General features: G+C 56.5%; 18 protein-coding genes, 2 rRNA genes and 2 pseudogenes (1 of these 22 only partly in view). 14 read left to right on the top strand and 8 right to left on the bottom strand.

Annotation, left to right across the window (positions count from 1 at the left end; translation table 11 throughout):
• Positions 1-1,768: ribosomal RNA gene (locus tag U5A05_RS16970) — 23S ribosomal RNA — on the top strand (it extends 1,124 nt beyond the left edge of the window).
• 161 nt (positions 1,769-1,929) lie between these two features.
• Positions 1,930-2,045, top strand: a 5S ribosomal RNA gene (rrf, locus tag U5A05_RS16965).
• A 157-nt stretch (positions 2,046-2,202) separates the two neighbouring features.
• Here rrf and queD read toward each other — a convergent pair.
• Positions 2,203-2,559 (bottom strand): 6-carboxytetrahydropterin synthase QueD, encoded by a 357-nt coding sequence (gene queD, locus U5A05_RS16960; RefSeq protein WP_019410510.1) that lies wholly within the window; start codon positions 2,557-2,559, stop codon positions 2,203-2,205.
• A 206-nt stretch (positions 2,560-2,765) separates the two neighbouring features.
• On the opposite strand from queD, the gene U5A05_RS16955 reads away from it, so the two are divergent.
• The 3 genes from U5A05_RS16955 to U5A05_RS16945 are packed head-to-tail and all read left to right on the top strand — an operon-like array spanning position 2,766 to position 5,079.
• Positions 2,766-3,080: a PepSY domain-containing protein gene (locus tag U5A05_RS16955; RefSeq protein WP_261742467.1), complete on the top strand. Its 315-nt coding sequence runs from the start codon at positions 2,766-2,768 to the stop codon at positions 3,078-3,080.
• Positions 3,080-3,748 (top strand): response regulator transcription factor, encoded by a 669-nt coding sequence (locus tag U5A05_RS16950; RefSeq protein WP_261739076.1) that lies wholly within the window; start codon positions 3,080-3,082, stop codon positions 3,746-3,748. The genes U5A05_RS16955 and U5A05_RS16950 overlap by 1 nt, the downstream gene beginning before the upstream one ends.
• Positions 3,745-5,079, top strand: a complete 1,335-nt coding sequence (locus U5A05_RS16945; protein ID WP_261739075.1) for an ATP-binding protein — start codon at positions 3,745-3,747, stop codon at positions 5,077-5,079. The genes U5A05_RS16950 and U5A05_RS16945 overlap by 4 nt, the downstream gene beginning before the upstream one ends.
• Before the next feature lie 20 nt (positions 5,080-5,099).
• On the opposite strand, the pseudogene U5A05_RS24295 reads toward U5A05_RS16945, so the two are convergent.
• A pseudogene (locus U5A05_RS24295) lies at positions 5,100-5,612 on the bottom strand (methyl-accepting chemotaxis protein); the annotation flags it as partial.
• Positions 5,613-5,957: 345 nt separating this feature from the next.
• Positions 5,958-7,028, bottom strand: a pseudogene (locus U5A05_RS24290) (methyl-accepting chemotaxis protein); the annotation flags it as partial.
• A gap of 535 nt (positions 7,029-7,563) precedes the next feature.
• On the opposite strand from U5A05_RS24290, the gene U5A05_RS16935 reads away from it, so the two are divergent.
• Positions 7,564-8,883 carry a Na+/H+ antiporter family protein gene (locus U5A05_RS16935; RefSeq protein WP_261739073.1) on the top strand — a complete coding sequence of 440 codons (1,320 nt, stop codon included), beginning with the start codon at positions 7,564-7,566 and terminating at the stop codon, positions 8,881-8,883.
• Positions 8,884-8,902: 19 nt separating this feature from the next.
• Here the strand turns inward: U5A05_RS16935 and U5A05_RS16930 are convergent, their stop codons facing one another.
• The 5 genes from U5A05_RS16930 to U5A05_RS16910 form a co-directional block, all read right to left on the bottom strand.
• On the bottom strand, positions 8,903-9,763 hold the full coding sequence (locus U5A05_RS16930; protein ID WP_321834023.1) for a pirin family protein: 861 nt from the start codon (positions 9,761-9,763) through the stop codon (positions 8,903-8,905).
• A 64-nt stretch (positions 9,764-9,827) separates the two neighbouring features.
• Positions 9,828-10,244: an OsmC family protein gene (locus tag U5A05_RS16925; protein ID WP_261739071.1), complete on the bottom strand. Its 417-nt coding sequence runs from the start codon at positions 10,242-10,244 to the stop codon at positions 9,828-9,830.
• Positions 10,245-10,379: 135 nt separating this feature from the next.
• A complete protein-coding gene (gene fabB, locus U5A05_RS16920) occupies positions 10,380-11,600 on the bottom strand; it encodes a beta-ketoacyl-ACP synthase I (RefSeq protein WP_261739070.1) in 1,221 nt (406 codons plus the stop codon).
• Positions 11,601-11,611: 11 nt separating this feature from the next.
• Positions 11,612-12,127 carry a 3-hydroxyacyl-[acyl-carrier-protein] dehydratase FabA gene (fabA, locus tag U5A05_RS16915; RefSeq protein WP_003210552.1) on the bottom strand — a complete coding sequence of 172 codons (516 nt, stop codon included), beginning with the start codon at positions 12,125-12,127 and terminating at the stop codon, positions 11,612-11,614.
• A gap of 249 nt (positions 12,128-12,376) precedes the next feature.
• Positions 12,377-14,275: an ATP-binding protein gene (locus U5A05_RS16910; protein WP_261739069.1), complete on the bottom strand. Its 1,899-nt coding sequence runs from the start codon at positions 14,273-14,275 to the stop codon at positions 12,377-12,379.
• A gap of 252 nt (positions 14,276-14,527) precedes the next feature.
• Here U5A05_RS16910 and U5A05_RS16905 point away from each other — a divergent pair, with 252 nt between their 5' ends.
• From U5A05_RS16905 to U5A05_RS16870, 8 genes are all read left to right on the top strand, one after another.
• Positions 14,528-15,553, top strand: coding sequence for an NAD(P)H-dependent glycerol-3-phosphate dehydrogenase (locus U5A05_RS16905; RefSeq protein WP_261739068.1), 1,026 nt, complete (start codon positions 14,528-14,530; stop codon positions 15,551-15,553).
• A gap of 18 nt (positions 15,554-15,571) precedes the next feature.
• A complete protein-coding gene (locus U5A05_RS16900; protein WP_261739067.1) occupies positions 15,572-15,904 on the top strand; it encodes a DUF4389 domain-containing protein in 333 nt (110 codons plus the stop codon).
• Positions 15,901-16,350, top strand: coding sequence for a phosphohistidine phosphatase SixA (sixA, locus tag U5A05_RS16895; protein WP_321834019.1), 450 nt, complete (start codon positions 15,901-15,903; stop codon positions 16,348-16,350). The genes U5A05_RS16900 and sixA overlap by 4 nt, the downstream gene beginning before the upstream one ends.
• 125 nt (positions 16,351-16,475) lie before the next feature.
• On the top strand, positions 16,476-16,919 hold the full coding sequence (locus U5A05_RS16890; RefSeq protein WP_261739065.1) for a hotdog fold thioesterase: 444 nt from the start codon (positions 16,476-16,478) through the stop codon (positions 16,917-16,919).
• Positions 16,920-17,031: 112 nt separating this feature from the next.
• Positions 17,032-17,832 (top strand): alpha/beta fold hydrolase, encoded by an 801-nt coding sequence (locus tag U5A05_RS16885; RefSeq protein WP_261739064.1) that lies wholly within the window; start codon positions 17,032-17,034, stop codon positions 17,830-17,832.
• A 12-nt stretch (positions 17,833-17,844) separates the two neighbouring features.
• Complete coding sequence (locus U5A05_RS16880; protein ID WP_321834018.1) at positions 17,845-18,699, top strand: alpha/beta hydrolase; 855 nt, start codon at positions 17,845-17,847, stop codon at positions 18,697-18,699.
• A gap of 145 nt (positions 18,700-18,844) precedes the next feature.
• Positions 18,845-19,663, top strand: coding sequence for a DUF4892 domain-containing protein (locus U5A05_RS16875; protein ID WP_261739062.1), 819 nt, complete (start codon positions 18,845-18,847; stop codon positions 19,661-19,663).
• A 73-nt stretch (positions 19,664-19,736) separates the two neighbouring features.
• On the top strand, positions 19,737-20,786 hold the full coding sequence (locus tag U5A05_RS16870) for an AI-2E family transporter (RefSeq protein ID WP_261739061.1): 1,050 nt from the start codon (positions 19,737-19,739) through the stop codon (positions 20,784-20,786).
• The last annotated feature ends 1 nt before the right edge of the window (position 20,787 follow it).

The raw sequence follows: 20,787 nt of genomic DNA, 5'->3' as shown, positions 1-20,787 counted from the left end.
ACGGGGCTCAAACCATACACCGAAGCTACGGGTATCACTTAGGTGATGCGGTAGAGGAGCGTTCTGTAAGCCTGTGAAGGTGAGTTGAGAAGCTTGCTGGAGGTATCAGAAGTGCGAATGCTGACATGAGTAACGATAATGGGTGTGAAAAACACCCACGCCGAAAGACCAAGGTTTCCTGCGCAACGTTAATCGACGCAGGGTTAGTCGGTCCCTAAGGCGAGGCTGAAAAGCGTAGTCGATGGAAAACAGGTTAATATTCCTGTACTTCTGGTTATTGCGATGGAGGGACGGAGAAGGCTAGGCCAGCTTGGCGTTGGTTGTCCAAGTTTAAGGTGGTAGGCTGGAATCTTAGGTAAATCCGGGATTCTAAGGCCGAGAGCTGATGACGAGTTGTCTTTTAGACAACGAAGTGGTTGATGCCATGCTTCCAAGAAAAGCTTCTAAGCTTCAGGTAACCAGGAACCGTACCCCAAACCGACACAGGTGGTTGGGTAGAGAATACCAAGGCGCTTGAGAGAACTCGGGTGAAGGAACTAGGCAAAATGGCACCGTAACTTCGGGAGAAGGTGCGCCGGTGAGGGTGAAGCATTTACTGCGTAAGCCCACGCCGGTCGAAGATACCAGGCCGCTGCGACTGTTTATTAAAAACACAGCACTCTGCAAACACGAAAGTGGACGTATAGGGTGTGACGCCTGCCCGGTGCCGGAAGGTTAATTGATGGGGTTAGCTAACGCGAAGCTCTTGATCGAAGCCCCGGTAAACGGCGGCCGTAACTATAACGGTCCTAAGGTAGCGAAATTCCTTGTCGGGTAAGTTCCGACCTGCACGAATGGCGTAACGATGGCGGCGCTGTCTCCACCCGAGACTCAGTGAAATTGAAATCGCTGTGAAGATGCAGTGTATCCGCGGCTAGACGGAAAGACCCCGTGAACCTTTACTATAGCTTTGCACTGGACTTTGAATTTGCTTGTGTAGGATAGGTGGGAGGCTTTGAAGTGTGGACGCCAGTCTGCATGGAGCCAACCTTGAAATACCACCCTGGCAACTTTGAGGTTCTAACTCAGGTCCGTTATCCGGATCGAGGACAGTGTATGGTGGGTAGTTTGACTGGGGCGGTCTCCTCCTAAAGAGTAACGGAGGAGTACGAAGGTGCGCTCAGACCGGTCGGAAATCGGTCGTAGAGTATAAAGGCAAAAGCGCGCTTGACTGCGAGACAGACACGTCGAGCAGGTACGAAAGTAGGTCTTAGTGATCCGGTGGTTCTGTATGGAAGGGCCATCGCTCAACGGATAAAAGGTACTCCGGGGATAACAGGCTGATACCGCCCAAGAGTTCATATCGACGGCGGTGTTTGGCACCTCGATGTCGGCTCATCACATCCTGGGGCTGAAGCCGGTCCCAAGGGTATGGCTGTTCGCCATTTAAAGTGGTACGCGAGCTGGGTTTAGAACGTCGTGAGACAGTTCGGTCCCTATCTGCCGTGGACGTTTGAGATTTGAGAGGGGCTGCTCCTAGTACGAGAGGACCGGAGTGGACGAACCTCTGGTGTTCCGGTTGTCACGCCAGTGGCATTGCCGGGTAGCTATGTTCGGGAAAGATAACCGCTGAAAGCATCTAAGCGGGAAACTTGCCTCAAGATGAGATCTCACTGGAACCTTGAGTTCCCTAAAGGGCCGTCGAAGACTACGACGTTGATAGGTTGGGTGTGTAAGCGCTGTGAGGCGTTGAGCTAACCAATACTAATTGCCCGTGAGGCTTGACCATATAACACCCAAGCAATTTGCGCCCTTGAACACAAGAGCCTGCAAGTTGCGGTGTGTGAAGACGATACAAACCGAAAGTTTGCGATTCACAAAACACCACTCTATTACATACCCATTCGCTGGAGCGTGAGCCGAAAGGCAAACGACCTGGCTACCGAATTTCTTGACGACCATAGAGCATTGGAACCACCTGATCCCATCCCGAACTCAGTAGTGAAACGATGCATCGCCGATGGTAGTGTGGGGTTTCCCCATGTGAGAGTAGGTCATCGTCAAGATTAAATTCCAAACCCCCTGTCTGCTCACGCAGACAGGGGGTTTGTTTTTGGGCCGAGAAAAGTTGCGGCTAACGCAATGCCTGGAATTACAGCTTGCCCATACTTTTCCCGGAGCAAAAAAAACCACCCCGAAAGGTGGTTTTTTTGAACCTGCGATTCAGTCACCGTAGTAGATACAGCCACTGGTGCAGGTTTCATGAATGCGTATCGCCGACAGTTCTGGAAGCAAAGGTTTGAGCTGTTGCCAAATCCACTTTGCCAGTACTTCGCTGGTTGGATTTTCCAGGCCCGGAATGTCGTTCAAGTAATTGTGATCAAGCAGCTCATAAAGCGGTTTGAAAATCGCTTTGATTTCCGAAAAGTCACGGATCCAGCCTGTTGCAGGGTCGATATCGCCGCTTAAATGGATCGCCACCTTGAATGAGTGACCATGCAAGCGGCCGCATTTATGGCCTTCAGGAACATAAGGCAGGCGATGCGCAGATTCGAAGGTAAACTCTTTGAAAATTTCCACAATGTTTATAGCTCTTGAAGAAGTGACTATCGCCTGAGCGATAAATACAGGCTCGCAGTTTAGCAGTTAACACTCAGGTGCAGGTGTATACCTCCCTCATTCCGGAGCGTCGCCAGGCCGATTCAGTTTCAATTAAGCCAGCAACGCTATGCTTTGTGTTTTTGATGTCGCATAACGACGCTGGACGGAGGCCGTAAAGGCAAGTGATGACAGTGAACGTACGAGTTGGCGGATTGGTCGTGCTGATGTTTTCTGCTTTCTGTTCTTTGGCCTTCGCGCGGGACTTGGGGCAAGACGAGGCGCTGCATTTGCGCGAGAAAGGTCTCATTCAGCCTCTGGAGCAACTGCTTCAAAAAGCCCTCGAGCGCTATCCAGGTTCAAAGCTGCTGGAAGTGGAGCTTGAAGAGGATGACGACGTTTATGTTTATGAGGTTGAACTGCTTACGCCCAGTGGCGTAGTCCGTGAGATCAAGCTGAACGCCAGTAATGGTCAATTGCTCAAAGACGAGGTAGACGATTAATGCGGTTGTTGCTGGTGGAAGATCATGTCCCTTTGGCCGACGAACTGATGGCCGGCCTGACTCGATTGGGCTATGCGGTTGATTGGCTGGCCGATGGGCGTGATGCCCTTTATCAAGGGCAAAGTGAGCCGTATGACCTGATTATTCTCGATTTGGGCTTACCCGGAATTTCCGGCATCGATGTTCTCAAACAATGGCGTGCGCAGGGGTTGGCAACGCCGGTACTGATTCTGACTGCCCGTAGTTCCTGGTCTGAGCGCATTGATGGTCTTAAAGCCGGTGCAGATGATTATGTGACCAAGCCTTTCCATCCTGAAGAGCTGCAGTTGAGGGTACAGGCACTATTGCGTCGCTCTCACGGTCAAGCGAATCAGCCTTTATTGAAGTCTGCGGGGCTGCATTTGGATGAGGCACGTCAATGTGTGATCAATGACGGGGCCGAAGTACAGCTGACCGCTGCCGAGTTTCGCCTTCTGCGGTATTTCATGTTGCATCCGCAGCAGATTCTCTCCAAGAGTCATTTGGCTGAGCATCTCTACGATGGCGAGACCGAGCGTGACTCTAATGTGCTTGAGGTCCATGTGAACCACCTGCGTCGCAAGCTAGGGCGGGCCGTGATCGAAACCCGGCGTGGCCAAGGTTATATTTTCGGCGCTGTTGGCCAGTGAAATCCATTCAGAGGCGTTTGAGCCTGGGCTTGGTCAGTGTTCTGTTGGTTGCAGGTCTGGTCGTAGGCCAGGTCAGTCTCTGGTTGTTCGAAAATGGCCTGCAGAGCTACCTGGAATCTGGCCTGAAGAACGACAGCGAAAATTTGCTGATGGCATTGAGCCGCGGTCCCCAGGGATTGCAGTTGGATGAGCGGCGAGTATCGCCAGCGTATCAACGTCCCTTCTCCGGGCACTATTTCAGCATCGAATTTGGTGATACTCACTGGCGCTCACGCTCGCTGTGGGACGCTCAATTGCCGCGACTCAGCCAGCCTGGATTGGACAGCGTGCTACAACCTGGCCCTGAAGGGCAGATGCTGCTGGTCTTGCGCAGTGACTATCGGCGTCTTGGTCAGGTGGTCTCCATCAGCGTGGCTCAGGACTACACACCAATCCGGGATAGCTTCAAGCAAGTTCAGCGGATCGGTCTGGGCATTGGTGTCCTGGCCCTGATCATTGTATTGCTGCTGCAACGAATTACTGTGCGCCGTGCTCTGCGGCCATTGGAGACTGCACGTAAACAGATTGCTCAATTGCAGTCAGGCCAGCGCTCGCAACTTGATGCACAGGTGCCCCTTGAGCTTGAGCCTTTGGTCACGCAGGTAAACCATTTGCTGGCTCATACCGAAGACAATCTCAAGCGCTCGCGTAATGCACTGGGCAATCTGGGCCATGCATTAAAAACACCGTTGGCGGTCTTAGTCAGCCTGGCCAATGATCCGCGGCTTGCAGCTTATCCTCAGATCCAAAAAACACTGCGTGAGCAGTTGGAGCAGATACAGCAGCGTATGAGTCGTGAACTCAATCGTGCACGCCTTGCAGGTGATGCATTGCCGGGTGCTCAATTTGATGCCGATGCAGAACTGCCTGGGCTTCTGTCGACTTTGGGCATGATTCACGGCGATCATCTGGAGTTGATACTCAAGGCTTCGCCGGGCATCCATTTACCCTGGGACCGGGAGGACATGCTCGAGCTGCTCGGCAATCTATTGGATAACGCCTGCAAATGGGCCGACTCCCAGGTAGAGCTAAGCGTTAGTCAAATGCCAAGCGGGTTTTTGATCGAGGTGCAGGATGATGGTCCGGGTATTCCGGCGACCGAGCGTGATCAGGTGTTCAGCCGAGGCACACGTCTGGACGAGCAAACCAGTGGTCATGGCCTGGGGCTGGGGATTGTGCGAGACATTGTTGATGCCTGGGGTGGGGAGATGCAGCTTGATACGGGTACGTTGGGCGGGCTGCTGGTAAGAATCAAACTCCCGGGGCGTACGCCAAAGGCGACGACGGCTTAAAGCCGTCGTCGCCCAGCAGATCACACGCGAAATTGGTCCATCAACCCTTGCTGCTGGTTGGCCAGTGCGTTGAGTGATTGGCTGACCCGCGCAGACTCATTGGCCTGTTCAGACAATGACTCGGTTACATCGCGAATAGTGGCTATGTTGGTGTTGATTTCTTCCGCTACGGCACTTTGCTCTTCTGCTGCACTGGCAATCTGCAAGTTCATGTCGGTGATCACGGTCACGGCATCACCGATTTGCTGCAAGGCCGTCACCGCTTGTCCCACTTGCTCGACACTGCCCTGGGCTTGGCGATGGCTATTGCCCATGGAACTCACCACTTCCTGGGTGCCTGCCTGCAGTTGCTCGATGACCAGCCGGGTTTCCTCAACCGATTCCTGGGTCCGGCGTGCCAGATTGCGTACTTCGTCAGCCACCACGGCAAAACCGCGCCCGGCTTCGCCTGCCCGCGCTGCTTCGATTGCAGCATTCAGGGCGAGCAGGTTGGTCTGTTCGGCAATCGCACGAATAACTTCCAGCACCGAGCCTATTTTTTCACTATTGGCCGCCAGCCCTTCGACTTGTGCCATGGCCACGCTCATGTCGGCAGCCAGATGGTCGATGCTGGTGGTGGTGCGGTCGATGATGGTGAGGCCTTGGCGTGTCGCCTGATCGGCATCACGAGCGGCCTGGGCAGCCTGCGCAGCACTGCGTGCCACGTCCTGTGCCGTTGCGCTCATCTCGTGGGAGGCGGTGGCCGCCTGATCGACCTGACGGTATTGCTGTTCCATGCCGGCACTGGTCTGGGTGGCAATGGCAGCCGACTGATCGGCCGTACTGCGGGCATCCTGAACCGAGCGTTTAACCTCGGCGATGGTTGGTTGCAGTTTGTCGAGAAAACGGTTGAACCAACTGGCCAGTTGGCCCAGTTCGTCTTTTTTATCGTAAGCCAGGCGACGAGTCAGATCGCCTTCACCGCTGGCAATATCTTCGAGCATGTTGGCCACGCTGAGGATTGGACGTGTAACGCTACGGGCCATCAGCCACACGAGCATCAGTCCGATGATTGCAGCGAGTGAACCCCAGGCCAACTCGACCAGGGCCCCGGCTTTATTGCCCTCATCCAGTTCGACTTGCAGCGCTTGGGCCGGTCCAAGCAATATTTTTTCCGGTACGTCGAGTAATACGGCCCAAGGCTTGCTGCCGGGGATCGGCAGGAAGGGAGTCAGGACTTTCAAGCGCTGCTGGCTGCGAATGCTTTGTGCCTGATCACTCCCGGCCATCATCCGAGTCAGTTGAGCGCCATCGTTGAGGTCTACCTGGTCAAGGCGCTGGGAAAGCTTGCTGGCATCAGCACTGAACCCGGCCAGTATCCCTGCCGAACTGATGATGCCCACACGGGTTTCCCCTTTGTACAGCTTCTGACTGGCTTGCAGGCTGATGGCTTGCAAGCTGTTGAGGTTGATATCGACCGACAGTGACGCGATGACTTTGCCGTCAACAATCAGTGGGAACACGATGCTGGTCAGCAATACGTTTTGCCCGTCGATCTCATAAAAATACGGCTCGATGATGCACGGTTTACGCGTCGTACGTGGGCAGGTAAACCATGTGTTATTGGCTTGGCCGCTGGGCCCGGTGCTGGTGTCGGCCATGTCCTTCTCAGGCAGTGCCATCGAGGTCAGTTTGCCCGGTGTCGGTTGCGACCAATACAGGGCAAAGCGCCCTTTGTCATTGCTGCCCAGGTCTTTTTGATGATCGAACAGTGTGTCCTTGCCATCCAGCGCGTTGGCTTCAAACACCAGCGACAGCCCCAGCAGGTCCGGATTGGCTTGCAGCGCGGCTTTTACCTGGCGGGTCAGATCTTCACGCAGGTCGAAGGCATCCAGAAAGCGTTTCTCGGATTGCTCACGTAAAAACAGGACTTGTCGGGCGAAGCCGTTGCCGTACTGATAGGCGTCCATAAACTGGCGACTGATAGCCAGTGCCTGGGCTTCACCCTGGGCCTCAATGCGAGCTTGGGCAGAATCATTAAGCATCTGCGAACTTGAAGCCTCTACCAGGTCGGCGGTGTGATCCATGCGATAGAGAGAAAGCCCCACCAGCAAGGTGACAACGCCCAGCAGGCAGAGTCCGGCGAGGAGGGTGATTTTCCATTGGATGGAAAGCTGTCTAAGCGACATGGATACATCCTAAAAAGGGGCTTTCATTGTTAGCGGCCGTGCGGGTTTTTTCTTTACCCGAAAGCCAGAGTTATTAGTCATCCAATCGGTGTTTATAAAGCTGATTTAGCCCTTTAAATACTAGGGTTAAGGCCTGCGGAGGTGGATTGGTGGGAGCCTGTTGGCACGCGCTTTGACAAGGGGCTGGAGGTGCTGCAAAGTGTGCGCCCCCAAATAGGTCAACCCTTCCAGATCCGGCGATTGGAACAGTCGTCTGTTGCCCGAAATTTTCCGCTTTACGGTGTTTTATCGTGGTGCGCGCTATGAGGTTGTAATAATGAATGCAGTAATTGCCGCGGTCGGCATCATGCTGGTGCTCAGTCTGTCCCGTGTGCATGTGGTAATCGCACTGATTGTGGGTGCCGTCGTTGGCGGTCTCGTGGGTGGTCTGGGTATCGAAGCAACGCTCAACGCTTTTAACGGTGGCCTGGGTGGTGGCGCGCAGGTTGCGTTGTCCTACGCCATGTTGGGCGCTTTTGCAGTGGCCATCGCCAAGTCGGGCATGGCCCATGCCTTGGCGGACAAAGCGTTGATGATGGTCAACAGGCAACATGCTGTCGGGGGTAATAGCGTCAAATGGTTATTGATCGGTTTGTTGCTGGTTGTGGCTATTGCTTCGCAGAACATCGTGCCGATTCACATCGCCTTTATTCCTTTATTGGTTCCGCCTCTGTTGTATGTACTGACCAAGCTGAAAATTGACCGACGCTTGATCGCCTGTGTCATGACCTTTGGTTTGATCACGCCGTACATGTTCTTGCCAGTGGGCTTTGGCAATATCTTCCTCAATCAGATCCTGCTCGCCAACGTCAGTAAAAGTGGCGTGGATATCAGCCAGGTCAATGTTACACACGCGATGGCAATCCCGGCCCTGGGTATGTTGTTTGGCTTGCTGGTGGCGGTTTTTATCAGCTACCGCAAAAAGCGCGAATATGATCTGGCCAAAATCGAACAGGTTGAGCAGGTAGCCGTCAGCTATAACCCCCGCACATTGCTGGTGGCCGGTGTGGCCATTGCCGCGGCGTTTATTATTCAGCTGTGGCTGGGGTCCATGATCATTGGTGCGTTGTCGGGTTTCCTGATTTTCTCGGCCTCGGGGATTGTGCGTTGGCGCGAGACTGACGATCTGTTTACCGAAGGTATGAAAATGATGGCCATGATTGGTTTCATCATGATCGCAGCCTCGGGTTTTGCCGAAGTTCTGAAGGCCACGGGCGAGGTTAAATCGCTGGTTGAGGCATCTGCTGGCTGGATTAACCACAGCAAAGGCGTGGGTGCGCTGCTGATGTTGCTGGTGGGTTTACTGGTGACCATGGGCATCGGCTCGTCGTTTTCGACGGTGCCGATTCTGGCGGCTATTTTTGTGCCGCTGTGCGTGCAGCTGGGTTTCAGCCCGATGGCCATCGTTTGCATCGTAGGTACTGCGGGAGCCTTGGGTGATGCGGGTTCTCCGGCGTCGGACTCCACGTTGGGTCCGACCTCCGGCCTGAATATTGACGGTCAACATCATCATATCTGGGACACCGTGGTGCCCACGTTCCTGCATTACAACTTGCCATTACTGGCCTTTGGTTGGGTCGCGGCTATGGTCTTGTAAGCGCTCGACGCGCCGGGCTTCAGGGCAGTTCGATACGCCCAGTTTCTCCGGGGACGGTCGGCCAATCTCCTGCAGCCCAGCGGGTTCTTGCCTGCTCGATCAGCGCCGGATCACTGGCGACGAAGTTCCAGTTCATGCGGCGCGGTCCATCCAGTGGCGCGCCGCCGATCAGCATCAGATGGCAGTCACCCTGGGCGTACAGCGTCATGTCTTCGCCCTCCGGCAGCAAGACCAGGGTGCGTGTCTCAAGTGTCTGGCCGTCCAGTTGTACTTCACCTTCCAGCACATACAGCGCGCGCTCCGGGTGTTCCGCCGGGATAAGCAGGGTGGTGGCCGTTTGCATGTGTATTTCGGCATACAGGGTCGGTGAAAGCACTGGCACCGTAGATGTCAGGCAAAAGCCTGTGCCTGCAATCAGACGAATCCTCACCCCCAGACTTTCGCTGACCGGCAAACTGTCGGGATGATGATGGCTGTAGTGTCCTGGGCCTTTCTCGTGTTCTTTCGGGGACGCCAGCCACACCTGCAGCCCGTGCAGGCTTGAGCCCTGGGCCAGCAGGGAGGAAGGCGTGCGTTCGATGTGGGCAATGGCCGCACCAGCTGTCATCCAGCTGACTTCGCCAGGGCCAACCTGTTGGTCGGAGCCCAGGCTGTCCTTGTGTTGCAGTTGGCCTTCAAACAGATAAGTCAAAGTGGACAGGCCAATGTGCGGATGCTGTCGGATATTCATCCCGTGACCGGGCGGGTAGTGGGTAGGCAGCATGTGATCGAAAAACACAAAAGGCCCGACACTGCGGCATTTGGCTGAAGGCAGTGGGCGCAGGATCGGTTGGCCTTCGACATCCTCGGCGCGCGGCCGAATCACGGTCAGTGTCTGCATGGGAGGATCCTGGAGATGGAGAAGCGTTGAGCATAACCCAACGCTGCTCGGTCCTGCCGGGGCGCTACTGGCTGAAAGCGCCTTCAGACAGGTGGGTTTCGATGGTGATCTCGGCGGTGGTCATCAATTTATGCACCGGGCACTTGTCGGCCACGTTGTGCAGTTCATCGCGCTGGGCATCGGTGAGCACGCCTTTGAGTGTCAGTTTGACGTGCAGGGCGTATTTGCCTTTCTGTTCTTCGCTGGCGTCGTGTTTGACTTCAACTGTGACCCCGGTCAGCGGGATGTCTTTCTTTTGTGCGTAGAGCTTGAGCGTCAGCGCCTTGCAGGCACCGAGGGCGGCATCGAAGTAATCATGGGGGGAGGGTGCAGAGCTTTCGCCGCCCATTGATTTGGGCAAATCGGTAAACACTTCGTGATCGTCGATTTTAATGCTGTGACGAAAACCCTCGTGGGACTCGGTATTAACAGTAACAGTCATGGCAAACCTCGGAGTGGCAGTGATAAAGGTCCTGATCTTTATAGAGCATCCCGAGCGGCATGCGTTCCATTAGACAAAAAAATGCCCCGGACTGGTTAGGCCAGCCGGGGCATTTTTACTTCGCGAGGGGTGGGCTTATTTGCCAACCCAGCGCTTCAGAACCAGAGTGGCGTTAGTGCCACCGAAGCCGAAGCTGTTGCTCATCACGTTGTTCAGCGTGACGTCTTCGCGAGTCTTGGTCAGGATCGGCATGTCAGCGACAGCCGGGTCCAGTTCCTCGATGTTGGCAGAACCGGCGATGAAGTTGCCTTCCATCATCAGCAAGCAGTAGATCGCTTCGTGAACGCCTGCGGCGCCCAGGGAGTGACCCGACAGGCTCTTGGTCGAGCTGATGGCTGGCGCCTTGTCACCGAACACCGCACGCACACCTTCCATTTCCTTGGCGTCGCCTACCGGAGTAGAGGTGCCGTGGGTGTTGAGGTAGTCGATCGGGCCGTCAACGGTAGACATTGCCATCTGCATGCAGCGGATGGCGCCTTCGCCGCTTGGAGCAACCATGTCGTAGCCGTCGGACGTCGCGCCGTAGCCGACGATTTCGGCGTAGATTTTGGCGCCACGAGCCAGAGCGTGTTCCAGCTCTTCAACCACGACCATGCCACCACCACCGGCGATGACGAAGCCATCACGGTTTTTGTCGTAGGCACGGGACGCTTTTTCAGGCGTGTCGTTGTATTGAGTGGACAGCGCGCCCATGGCGTCGAACAGGAACGACTGGCTCCAGTGTTCTTCTTCGCCGCCGCCAGCAAACACGATGTCCTGCTTACCCAGCTGGATCTGCTCAACTGCAGTACCGATGCAATGTGCACTGGTAGCGCAGGCTGAGGAGATCGAGTAGTTCACGCCCTTGATTTTGAAGGGAGTGGCCAGGCAGGCAGAAACGGTGCTGCCCATGGTCCGCGTAACGCGATACGGACCAACACGCTTGACGCCTTTTTCGCGCAGGATGTCCAGCGCTTCCATCTGGTTCAGGGTCGACGCGCCGCCGGAACCGGCGATCAGGCCGGTACGCGGGTTGGAGACTTGCTCCTCGGTCAGGCCCGAATCAGTGATGGCGTCTTTCATGGCCAAGTAGGCATAAGCCGCTGCGTGGCCGACGAAGCGATAGATCTTGCGATCGATCAGCTCTTCGAGAGGCAGGTCAATGGAGCCGGAAACCTGGCTACGCAGACCCATTTCGGCATATTCCGGGTTGAATCGGATGCCAGGGCGACTTGCACGCAGGTTAGCGGAGACGGTCTCTTTGTCATTGCCCAGGCACGAAACGATGCCCAGACCAGTGATAACGACGCGGCGCATGCGGATAACCCTTAAAAGTTGTCAGTGGAAGTAAATACGCCGACCCGAAGGCCTTCGGCTGTATAAATCTCGCGACCGTCGACAGTCACCGAACCATCGGCAATGGCCAGGTTCAGTTTGCCTTTGAGGACGCGCTTGATTTGAATGTTGTAGGTGACTTTCTTGGCGGTCGGCAAGACCTGGCCAAAGAACTTCACTTCGCCCGAGCCCAAGGCACGACCGCGGCCCGGCAGACCTTGCCAGCCGAGATAGAAACCTACCAACTGCCACATGGCGTCGAGGCCCAGGCAGCCTGGCATCACCGGATCGCCTTCGAAATGGCAGGCGAAAAACCACAGGTCCGGGGTGATATCCAGCTCGGCGACCAATTCACCTTTGCCGTACTTGCCACCCTCTTCACTGATATGGGTGATGCGATCCACCATCAGCATGTTAGGGGCGGGCAGTTGCGCGTTACCCGGGCCGAACAGCTCGCCGCGGCTACAGCGCAGCAAATCTTCCCGAGTAAAGGCGTTTTGTTTGGTCATGCGAGCTCCTCAATAATCCCATGCGGCAGGGTGGGGCAAATCTTCCCGACCAACCGAAACGTACACGTCCCAGTTCGCCAGCCTACACATAGACTATTGCGTTGTAGTGAAAGTCACAGCGCAAAGGGCAAGAATGTACACTTGTGCACTGAAAATTTAAATCGGGCCGGTTCAGTGGCCCATTCGGGTGTCTAAGACTGCCGCACTTTTGTGTTTAACGCCAGTCGCAGGTGGCTTATTAGCCATAAGTTACTGGACCCAGCGCTGCAGAATTTGTTCCAGATCAGCTCGTTTGAACGGCTTGGCCAGGTAATCGTTCATTCCAGCCTGCAGGCAGGTTTCCCGATCACCCTGCAAGGCGTTGGCGGTCAAGGCGATGATGGGCAGGGTCGCGCAGCCGGGCAGTTGGCGAATTTGCCGAGTGGCCTCGTAGCCGTTGATGATCGGCAACCGACAATCCATCAGGATCGCGGCGAAGCGCTCGGTGTTGGCGAAATGAATGGCTTGTGCGCCATCGCTGACCATACTCACCTCATACCCTAGGCTGCTCAACATGGCTTCAATCACGGTCTGATTGACCAGATTATCTTCCACCAGCAGGACTTTACGCCCTGGCGTACATGTCGCTTCAGCTTCTGGCACAGGCCGTGGGCTGAGTGCTATGGGTTGATGCAGCTCCAACGGGATTTCCAGGGTGAACACCGAGCCTTGTGTTTCTTCGCTCGCGGCGTGCAGTGAGCCGCCCATGCGCTCAGCCAGCGTACGGGCGATGGGCAGTCCCAGCCCTGTACCGCCATAACGCCGCGAAATCGAACTGTCAGCCTGCTGGAAGGCTGTAAACATGGAGTCCAGCTTTTCGCTGCTGATGCCGATACCACTGTCGCGCACGGCGCAGGTAAACCAGATCAACTCGTGATCCAGCTGTTGCCAAAGCGGTTCGATACTCACCTGGCCATGTTCGGTGAACTTCAAGGCGTTGCCGATCAGGTTGACCAGAATTTGCCGGATTCGGGTCGGGTCGCCCAGGACGTGCAAGTCTTGCAAACCCTCGGGGATAGTCAGTTGCAAACGCAACCCGCGTTGCCCGGCGCTGTGCTGGAACGCCTGAGCGCAGTTGCTGACCAACTCTGCAAGGCTGAAGGGGATGTGCTCCAGCTCAAGCGCCGAACGTTCGATTCGCGAGAAGTCGAGGATATCGTTGATGACCTTGAGCAAATGTTCGGTGGACTCCGACGCGAGGGCGGCATATTCAGCCTGCTCGTCGGTCATCTCTGTGGTTTCCAGCAGTTGCAGCATCCCTAATACGCCATTCATTGGCGTGCGCAGCTCGTGGCTCATCATTGCCAGAAAATCGGTTTTGGCGCGGTTGGCTCGCTCGGCCTCTTCGCGGGTCTGAATCAGCTGCGCAATGGCTGTCTGCTGCTCGCGGCTGGCCTGTTCAAGGCCCTCGGCCAGGTTGTTGATGTGTTGGGCCAGGCTGCCCAGCTCGCCATCGTCGACGACCGGCAAGGGACGCTTGTAGTCGCCTTGCTGGATAGCCTTGACCGCGTTGCTCATATCACTGATGGGCTTGGACAAGTTTGATGCCAGGCGTCTGGCCAGGAGGTAAGTGAACCCCAGTGCAAACAAGGCAAGAATCACGGCCTTGAGCAGGATTTCTTGCTGGCGGGAACTGAATGCCTCCCCGGACATGCCAACCAGTACCCGTCCCAGATAGTCTTCTGCGGGTGCTGGCAGCTGGTCATTGCTCACCAGAGAAAAACTCCCCGAGGGGTTCTTTTGCAGCCTTACGGAAGCCTGGAACACTTCAACCTGCGACCCTTGTTCTGCGCTGGATGTTGGGTGCTCTGCGTGGGCCAGCACGTCGTTGGTACGGTTCTGTACTTGCACAAACTGGACGTGCGGAATGTTCAGAGAGGCGTTTATCAGGGTTTCCAGAACATGAGTGTTCCCGGTGATGACCCCGTACTCGGTGGCGGGTGCCAGTTGGTTGGCGATCAACTGGCCCGTGTGTTTGAGCTCCTGGCGCAAGTCCTGGATTCTTACAAAGGTAAAAAAACTGATCAACAACAAGGTCAATAACAACGCCGGGCCCAGGCTCATCATCTGAGTGCGGGTGTGGATGTCCCACCGAGTGCGAGCCATCATGGGAGTGGGGCTCCTTCAGAGAGTCGCCAGCCAGCAAACACATGGCCTATGTTGATTGTCATCCTTGACTTGCAGTCGTTCATTTTGAAGTACAGCAGTGCTGCCTCTTGAAGGTGAGAACCAGAACACCATGTTAACCGAGGTGCGGTACTTTTTCAGTCAAAGCCATCCATATGCCATGGGGCTGGTCGCGGGTGATGTGCTCCGTATAATGCCGCCATTGCCACTGCTAGATGGATTACGGGATTGCATATGACTGAACAGCGCGCTATTGCGGTCTTGGGAGGCGGAAGCTTTGGCACCGCCGTGGCCAACTTGCTGGCAGAGAACGGTCATCGTGTACATCAGTGGATGCGCGACCCCGAGCAAGCCGAGGCGATTCGCCTCAATCGAGAAAACCCACGTTACCTTAAAGGCATCAAGATTCATCCCGGGGTCGAGCCGGTAACCGACCTGCAGGCAGCACTCGAAGCCTGTGAGCTATGTTTTGTAGCCTTGCCGTCCAGCGCCTTGCGCAGTGTGCTGGCGGCACATGCCGAGCGTTTGAGCGGCAAAATGCTGGTCAGCCTGACCAAAGGAATTGAGGCTCATAGTTTCAAACTGATGAGCGAAATCCTTGAAGAAATTGCCCCGCAAGCGCGCATTGGCGTGCTGTCCGGGCCTAACCTGGCGCGGGAGGTTGCCGAGCATGCCCTGACCGCCACCGTAGTCGCCAGTGCCGACGAAGACCTTTGTAGTCGCGTTCAGGCCGCACTGCACGGGCGTACCTTCCGGGTCTATGCCAGTGCTGACCGGTTTGGGGTGGAGTTGGGCGGGGCGTTGAAAAACGTTTACGCGATCATCGCCGGCATGGCGGTGGCGTTGGGCATGGGTGAAAATACCAAGAGCATGTTGATTACCCGTGCATTGGCAGAAATGACCCGATTTGCCGTGAGCCAGGGCGCCAACCCCATGACTTTTCTCGGTCTGGCTGGTGTAGGTGATTTGATTGTCACTTGCTCATCCCCCAAAAGCCGTAACTACCAGGTCGGCTTTGCCTTGGGGCAGGGGCTGAGCCTCGAAGACGCGGTTGCTCGGCTGGGGGAAGTGGCCGAAGGCGTGAACACCCTCAAGGTGCTCAAGGCCAAGGCACAGGAGCTGAACGTATACATGCCGCTGGTTGCTGGCCTGCACGCTATTTTGTTCGAGGGTTATACCCTGGACCAGGTGATCGGGCAGTTGATGCGCGGCGAACCGAAGACCGATGTCGACTTTATTTCCACCAGCGGTTTTAACTGAGCACGACAGGAGCAGTAGATGAACGACACTAAAAACGCGCCCAAGTACGAGTCCATCATTTTGCGCGTGCTGTGGATGCTGGTTTTCTTGCTGGTCTGGCAGGTAGCACAACTGGTCCTCGGCGGGCTGGTGCTGGTGCAACTGATTTACCGCTTGGTGTATGGCGCGCCCAACGGTTGCCTGATGAACTTTGGCGACAGCCTGAGCCTTTATCTGGCGCAGATCGGCCGTTTCGGCAGCTTTCACACCGAGCAAAAACCCTGGCCGTTTGCAGACTGGCCAGCTCCGCGTGCCCCTGAAGGTGAAGCGCCTTACGGGCAAGCCGCCAAGGGCGAAGAGACCAAGCCATGAAAGTCTGGATTTTGCGTCATGGCGAAGCCCAGCCCCACGCCCGGCGAGATGCCGAGCGCGAACTCACGACCCATGGTCGGGAGCAAGTACTGCATAGCGCCGCCCGATTGATCGGCCAGCCGCTGGACTGCATTTTGGTCAGCCCTTATGTGCGGGCTCAGCAGACCGCTGAGCTGGTACGCAAGGCCTTGGGTTTCACTTCCGAGCTCATTACCGTGCCGTGGCTGACACCCGAGAGCGAGCCCAGGGACGCGGTCAGTAAACTTGCGGACAGCGGCAATGTATTGTTGGTCAGCCATCAGCCGTTTGTGGGCGAGTTGATCAGCTTGTTGCTGCACGGCCATTTGCGCCAGCCCCAGCCCATGCAGACGGCCAGCCTGGTGGAGCTTGAAGGTGAGTGGCCGCTGGCGGGCAGCATGACCTTGCTCAGTGCGTATCACCCTTGATCAGTCCTGCGGTTGCGCATGTTGGTCGTAGTGAAAGATAGTTGGTGGCGGACCCATGGCATTTTGACGTTGCGTTGAAGGCCAATGGTTCCGCCACCCACATTCACTGACCTAGGAATGACCACATGAGCTTGTGGACCACCCCGCCAGATCTGGCGTACTTGAATTCAATGCGCAACAACACGATTTGCGACGTGCTGGACATCACCTTCGATGCCTTCGATGACAACTCAATCACCGCGAGCATGGTGGTCGATCATCGCACTCATCAACCCTTTGGCCTGTTACATGGTGGCGCCTCGGTGGTCCTGGCCGAAACCTTGGGTTCGATGGCCAGCTTTCTGTGTGTCGACACCACCAAATTCTATTGTGTTGGCCTCGAGGTCAACGCCAACCACTTGCGTGGCGTGCGTAGCGGCCGGGTGAGCGCAGTGGCCCGCCCGGTGCACATAGGCCGCACGACCCATGTCTGGGATATCCGCCTGAGCGATGACAGCGGCAAAAACAACTGTATTTCCCGGCTGACCATCGCCGTCGTTCCTTTAGGTGAAACACCACCAGCTCGGTGATCAAACGGCCAGATAATGGCCGTAGTGTCGTCACTCATGGCGCATACGGTCATTGATATGAAGAATCTTCCTGCAGACAATACGGCATACCTCCTACATCTGGACGCCTTGTATGTCTCGGCAGATTTTTTTCGCCCATGCCAATGGCTTCCCTTCGGCCACGTACGCAAAGCTGTTCCGTGCCCTTGCGCCGGATTACCGCGTGGCTCATCTGCCACAGCACGGGCATGACCCGCGTTATCCGGTGGACAACAACTGGCACAACCTTGTTGATGAACTGATCTTCCATCTGCAACAGCAAGACGAACCCGTGCTGGGGGTGGGCCATTCGCTGGGCGGGATGCTGCATCTGCATGCCGCTATCCGCTGTCCGCACCTGTACCGAGGCGTAGTCATGCTGGATTCACCGGTGCTGACGCGTACCGACCAGTGGGTGATTCGTGCGGCCAAACGCTTTGGCCTGATCGATCGTCTGACCCCGGCCGGTCGCACGCTGGGACGGCGTGAAGAGTTTGCCGACCGGGAAGCGGCGCGCGCTTACTTTGCAGGCAAATCGCTGTTTCGCAGCTTTGATCCCGACTGCTTTGAAGCCTATCTGGAGCACGGGTTGCGGCCTGTGGATGACCGCTTGCGGCTGAGCTTTGACCCGGCAACAGAGATCGACATCTATCGCAGCGTCCCGCATACCAGTCCCGGTCGAGCCTTTCAGTTGCAGGTGCCGTTGACCGTGGTTCGCGGGCGCGACAGCCGGGTAGTCATGAGCCATCATGCCAAGGCTGTTGCCCGCATGCCCAACGGAGAGTCGCTGAGTGTGCCGGGCGGGCACATGTTCCCGCTGGAGCAGCCGCAGGACACCGCCAGCCTGCTGAAACAGATTTTTGCCCGCTGGGAGCTTCGTTATCCTGGCCTCTAAAGAGCACCTTGCATGAGCCCTGTGGTTGAAGAAATTCGTCTTAGCCTGCCGCATATCGAACTGGCCGCACACATTTTTGGTCCCGAAGACGGGCTGCCCGTAATTGCCCTGCACGGTTGGCTGGACAACGCCAACAGCTTTGCCCGGCTGGCGCCAAAACTGTCGGGGTTGCGCATCGTGGCGCTGGATTTCGCCGGGCATGGTCATTCGGATCACCGGCCACGCGGAGCCGGGTATGCGTTGGCGGACTATGCCTTTGATGTGCTGCGTGTGGCCGAGCAACTGGGTTGGGATCGGTTTGCCCTGTTGGGCCACTCGCTGGGGGCGATTGTGTCGGTAGTCATTGCCGGATCGTTCCCTGAGCGGGTGACCCGGCTGGCGCTGATTGATGGCATCGTGTTGCGCAGCGGCCCTGAAGGGGATACGGCTGAGCGCATGGGGCAAGCCCTGCAGGCGCAACTCGACCTGGAGCACAAACGCAAGTCAGTGCATCCGACCCTCGACCGGGCCGTTGAGGCGCGAATGAAAGGTCTGGTTGCCGTCAGTCGTGAGGCGGCAGAACTGCTGGCCCAGCGCGGTCTGATGCCGGTGCCAGGAGGTTACAGCTGGCGTAGCGACAGCCGGCTGACATTACCGTCGCCCTTGCGCCTGAGTGACGAGCAGGCAATGTCCTTCGTTCGGCGGGTGAGTTGCCCTACGACGCTGGTGGTGGCAGAGCAGGGCATGCTGGCCAATCATCCCGAGCTGCTGGATCGACTACCCTTCACACTGGAACGGTTACCAGGTGGCCATCATTTGCACCTGAATGACGAGGCAGGGGCGATCCTTGTTGCAGACTGTTTCAATCGGTTCTTCGCCGTTCCTTGACTTGCGGCTACCAACTGTCGAGGCTTGGCGGGTTGAAATGGGAGACAACCATGATAGATCTCTACACCGCTGCGACCTCGAAAGGCCACCCGGTCTCTATCGTGAGGATGCTGAGCCACACGCTAGCACTCGGTGATGTACGCCGATGAAAATACCCAATCGTTATATCTGGGCGTTGGGACTGAGCTGTTTTAGCCCGCTACTGTGGGCCAGTGATGTACCCGGTAGCCACGATTTGCCCGATGTGCCGCGCCTCGCGGACGCGCAAATTGTCGATTACACCGTTAAACCTGACGTCGAGCGTATTTACCCGATGGGCTCGATCCGTAAGATCAGCGGCCGCCTGCGATTCGAGGGACAGATCAATACCCGTGGTCAGACCACGGCTGTGACCTACGAGTTGCCTGCCGAACATTCGGCCACCGAAGCCTTTACCGCTGCCCGTGAAGCACTGCAAAAGCAGGGTGCCGAATTGCTGTTCTGGTGCCAGGCTCGTGACTGTGGCGAAAGCAGCATCTGGGCCAATGAGATTTTCGGTAATTCCAAACTGGTCGGTTCTGATGAGCAACAGACCTACTTGTTGCTGCGTCGAGCGGCTCCCGAGCAGAACCAACTGATTGCCTTGTACGGCATCAATCGGGGCAACCGCAAAGCCTATCTGCACGTCGAACAACTGCAGGCGAGTGCCGATCTGGGTGAGTTGCTTCCGACCTCGGCCACCTTGCAGCGCCAGTTGAAAAGTACCGGCGAACTGGACTTCCCCAAGCTCAGCGGTGAGCCGGATGCACAGTGGCTGACGTTGATCTCAAGAGCATTGAACCTTGATGCGACTTCCAGGGTCAGTTTGACCGGTGCCCAGGCTTCCGCCTGGCGCGATGCGTTGATCAATAACGGGGTACGGGCTGCCCGAATGGAACTGGGTAATGGTCAGGCCAAGGGCCTGCATATCGAGTTGCTACGCTAAACTTTTTCAAACGACGGCTACACTCTGCGTAGTCGTCGTCCTTCTTTTATTCTGAATTTTCTGCGGAACATACATGCTCAATAACGATCGCCTGCTGGTGCAGATTCTGCTGCTGGTGTTGTTCGGTGCCAGCCTGTGGGTGATGGCGCCATTCTGGTCAGCCTTATTCTGGGGCGCAGTGCTGGCGTTTGCCAGCTGGCCGCTGATGCGCCTGCTGACACGCTTGCTCAAGGGCCGCGAATCGCTGGCCGCGAGCATCCTGACCCTGGGCTGGATGCTGTTGGTGGCCGTGCCGCTGGTGTGGCTGGGGCTAAACCTGGCAGACCATGTGCGTGATGCCACCACCTTCGTCAAGGATGTGCAGCTCGAAGGCTTGCCAGATGCTCCGGCCTGGATTGCCGGTATCCCGCTGGTGGGCGAACGTCTGGTGGGGATATGGAACACCATCGATGAACAGGGCGCGGCGATGCTTCTGGCGGTCAAGCCCTACCTGGGGCAGGTGGGTAACTGGTTACTGGCTCGCAGTGCACAGATCGGCGGCGGCATTCTTGAATTGACGCTGAGTATTGTCTTTGTGTTCTTTTTTTACCGTGATGGCCCGCGGCTGGCGAGCTTTGTACACGGTCTGCTTGAGCGGTTGATTGGTGATCGTGCCGACTACTACCAGGAGCTGGTAGCGGGCACTGTGCAGCGAGTGGTTAACGGTGTGATCGGCACCGCAGCTGCCCAGGCATTGCTGGCGCTGATCGGCTTTCTTATCGCTGGAGTGCCCGGTGCATTGGTGCTGGGGCTGGCAACGTTCCTGCTCAGCCTGATCCCGATGGGACCGCCGCTGATCTGGATTCCGGCCACGGCTTGGCTGGCCTGGAAGGGCGATTACGGGATGGCGATCTTCCTGGGTGTTTGGGGCACGCTGATCATCAGCGGTGTCGATAACGTGCTTAAACCATATCTGATCAGCAGGGGCGGCAACCTGCCGCTGGTAATCGTCCTGCTTGGCGTGTTTGGCGGTTTGATAGCCTTTGGTTTCATCGGCCTGTTTATCGGCCCAACCTTGCTTGCCATCGCATATAGCCTGCTGGTGGACTGGAGCTCCAGCCAGCAGAATAAAGACAAGGTCTGAC

This window comes from Pseudomonas kulmbachensis (assembly GCF_963681935.1).
Lineage (GTDB): Bacteria > Pseudomonadota > Gammaproteobacteria > Pseudomonadales > Pseudomonadaceae > Aquipseudomonas > Aquipseudomonas kulmbachensis.
This window is presented reverse-complemented; position numbering and strand designations above follow the sequence as displayed.